3 protein-coding genes are annotated in these 3001 nt (G+C 62.0%); all 3 read left to right on the forward strand.

What is annotated here, in order from left to right:
* Positions 1–214 precede the first annotated feature (214 nt).
* From VEZ52_RS06660 to VEZ52_RS06670, 3 genes are read left to right on the forward strand one after another with little or no spacing between them, the layout of a single operon-like run.
* Positions 215–1474 carry a glutamate-5-semialdehyde dehydrogenase gene (locus VEZ52_RS06660; protein WP_324836123.1) on the forward strand — a complete coding sequence of 420 codons (1260 nt, stop codon included), beginning with the start codon at positions 215–217 and terminating at the stop codon, positions 1472–1474.
* A complete protein-coding gene (gene nadD, locus VEZ52_RS06665) occupies positions 1475–2188 on the forward strand; it encodes a nicotinate (nicotinamide) nucleotide adenylyltransferase (protein ID WP_324836124.1) in 714 nt (237 codons plus the stop codon).
* Positions 2182–3000, forward strand: a complete 819-nt coding sequence (locus VEZ52_RS06670) for a tetratricopeptide repeat protein (RefSeq protein ID WP_324836125.1) — start codon at positions 2182–2184, stop codon at positions 2998–3000. The genes nadD and VEZ52_RS06670 overlap by 7 nt, the downstream gene beginning before the upstream one ends.
* The last annotated feature ends 1 nt before the right edge of the window (position 3001 follow it).

Genomic DNA, 3001 nt, shown 5'->3' on the forward strand with positions numbered 1-3001 from the left:
CTCTGCGCCTTGATTCTTTTGCGGATTCATGTATCAAAACTCCTTAGGGAGGCGGAACCGCCGTAGTTTTTCCGCGCGTTTGCCCTGCGCGTTCCATGATCGGCGGAGCTGGACGGAAGCTTTTTTCTTAGGCCAGAATCAGCCCCTCTGTCAAAACAAATATCCTCTGGTCAGGCTGCCTGCGCGGCCCCGGCCAATACAATAAGGAGTATGCATGACGCCTGCAGAAGAAATGTCGCGCCTCGGCGCGCGGGCAAAGGAAGCGGCCAGGGCCATAGCCAAGGCCCACCCCGATGCCAAAACGCAAGCCCTGCTTGGGCTGGCGCAACTGCTGCAGGAGCGGGAGGCCGAAATTCTGGCCGCCAATGCGGAAGACCTTGCTGCGGCTCGTGCCGCCGGGCAGGATGCCCCCCGCCTTGACCGCCTGACGCTTACCCCTGCCATCATGGACGAAATGCGCGCCGCCTGCCGTCACGTGGCCAATCTGCCCGATCCTGTGGGCGCTACGGAACGCCAGTGGCAGCGCCCCAACGGCCTGCTTGTGGGCCGCATGCGCGTGCCGCTGGGCGTGATCGCCATGATCTACGAGGCGCGCCCCAACGTGACCATCGACGCCGCCATTTTGTGCATCAAGGCTGGCAACGCGGTTATTCTGCGCGGCGGCAGCGAGGCTTTGCGCTCCAACATTGCGCTTGCCAAGGCCCTGTGCGATGCACTGGCCCAGGCGGGACTGCCCGCCGATGCGGCCCAGCTTGTGTCCATACCTGGACACGAGGCCGTCAACGCCCTGTGCAAGCTCGACCGCTATATTGATGTAATCATCCCGCGCGGCGGCGAGGGCCTTGTGCGCGCCGTGACCGAGGCTGCCACCATGCCCGTGCTCAAGCACTTCAAGGGCGTGTGCCACGCGTATATTGATGCGGATGCCGACCTGGACGCAGCGGCGGAGATTGTTTTTAACGGCAAGGTGCAGCGCCCCGGCGTGTGCAACGCTCTGGAATGCCTGCTGGTGCACCGTGACGTGGCCAAGGATTTTCTGCCCAAGGTGGCGGCAAAGCTTGGCGCTGCCGGTGTGGAATTTCGCGCCTGCCCGCAATCGCTGCCCCTGCTTGGCGCGACAGCCACTGCCCAGCAGCCCGATGATCTCGGGCAGGAATTCCATGCCCTGGTGCTTGCCGTTTGCGTGGTGGAGAGTATGGATGCCGCGCTGGATCACATTGCCCGCTACGGCTCAAACCACACGGAAATCATCTGCACCAACAACCACGAGCACGCCATGCGCTTTTTGCGCGAGGCGGATGCTTCCATGGTGGCGGTCAACGCTTCCAGCCGTTTCAACGATGGCGGGCAGCTTGGCCTGGGCGCGGAGATCGGCATTTCTACCTCAAAGCTGCATGCCTACGGCCCCATGGGCGTGGACGAACTGACCACCACCAAGTTTGTGGTGCTTGGCCAGGGGCAGGTGCGCGGATAAATGACGGAAGCGGCGTCCCCCCCGCCGGGCAGAGCCATTCTTGGCGGCAGTTTTAACCCCCCCCATGTGGGACACCTGCGGCTGGCCATCGAGGCCCGCGAGGCCTTGGGCGACCTTGTGCAGGGTGTGGATATGGTGCCGTGCGCTGTACCGCCGCACAAAGCGCAGCGCAGCATGCTGCCATTTGATCTGCGCGCCGACATGGTAGAGGCCTGCGCTCAGGGTTTGCCCTGGCTGCGCTGCAACCGGATGGAGGCCCAGCGCCAGGGGCCGTCGTATACGTGGGATACGCTTTGCGCCTACCGTGAGGCAAAGCCGGATATGGATCTGTATTTTATTCTGGGCAGCCCGGATTTCGCCATGCTCTCCGCATGGTATAAGGGGCTGGATCTGCCCCGGCTGTGCCATTTTGTGGTTGTGCCCCGCAAAGGGCATACCTCTGCCGATTTTATCACTGCTGCCAAAGTCCTGTGGCCCGCTGCCGCAGAGCGCGCTCCGTTGTTGCCTGCCTGCCCGTGCATGGTCTTGCCGGGGGGGGGCTTGGCGCATTTTCTTTCTATGCCGTGGCTGGCTGTGAGCGCCTCTCGGGTGCGGCAGCTCTGGCTGACTGGCCGTAATGTGGATTTTCTTGTGCCGGATGCGGCCTTGCAGATTTTGCGAAGCAACGTTCAAACCGTGCGGCATCACTGGCTGGAGGACGGCTCGGCATGCTGACTACTGCTCCCAAAGAAATCAGGGAAAATATCGCCCGTGCAATGGGCTATCTGCGGCGTGACGAGGTTGAGCGCGCCCTTGTGACCATGAGTGAGGCTTTGCGGCTCCTCGCCGGGGTAAAACTGATGCGTTCGGCAAGGGCGGAACTTGATATCCAGATCGGGGAATTCCTGGCGACTATTGTGCGCCATAGCGCCCTGCAACCGCTGCTTGATCCCGGCAATACGGGCAAGCCGCGCAGCATCACCCTGCAAGCGGGCAAGGAAGCCACGCTCTCAACCGTGCTGGATGGGTTGGCAAAAATTCTGCAAACTGCTGCAGAGCAAGCTGTGCAGCAGGAGGCGGAGGCCCGGCTGGAGCGGAAAAAGCAGCTTATCAGCAGCGGGCTCGATTTCTTGCGCGAGGGGCAGGTTGCCAAGGGGCGCGCTTTTTTGAAGCGTATAGTGGAAGAGTTTGGCGACGAGGACGGCATCCGCCTGCAGATGGGCCAGATTTTTGCCGCTGCCGGGCTATTTGCCGAAGCCGCCGCCATGTATGAGGAAGCTATGACCATTCAGCCTCGCGAGGCCTCGGCCTACACCGGGGCCGTGGCAGCGTGGATGGAACTGCGGGAATACGAAAAGGCCGAGGCGGTGTATCAGGCGGTGCTGCGCACGTTTGGCGGGCATGCCTCCACCTTTGGCAAAATGTCGAAAATGTACCTTGCTTGGCGTAAAAAACAGGCTGCGGAAGATAACGCCCTGCGCGCCTTACAGACAGACCCAGAGCAGGCTGACGCTCTAGAGGTCATGGCGGCGCTGGGCAAGCACTAGG

Source organism: Desulfovibrio sp. (assembly GCF_035644575.1).
Lineage (GTDB): Bacteria > Desulfobacterota > Desulfovibrionia > Desulfovibrionales > Desulfovibrionaceae > Desulfovibrio.

Bases quoted from the DNA above. Each gene is read 5' to 3' on its own strand.
- VEZ52_RS06660 (WP_324836123.1), top strand. From the start codon at position 215: ATGACGCCTGCAGAAGAAATGTCGCGCCTCGGCGCGCGGGCAAAGGAA.
- nadD (WP_324836124.1), top strand. From the start codon at position 1,475: ATGACGGAAGCGGCGTCCCCCCCGCCGGGCAGAGCCATTCTTGGCGGC.
- VEZ52_RS06670 (WP_324836125.1), top strand. From the start codon at position 2,182: ATGCTGACTACTGCTCCCAAAGAAATCAGGGAAAATATCGCCCGTGCA.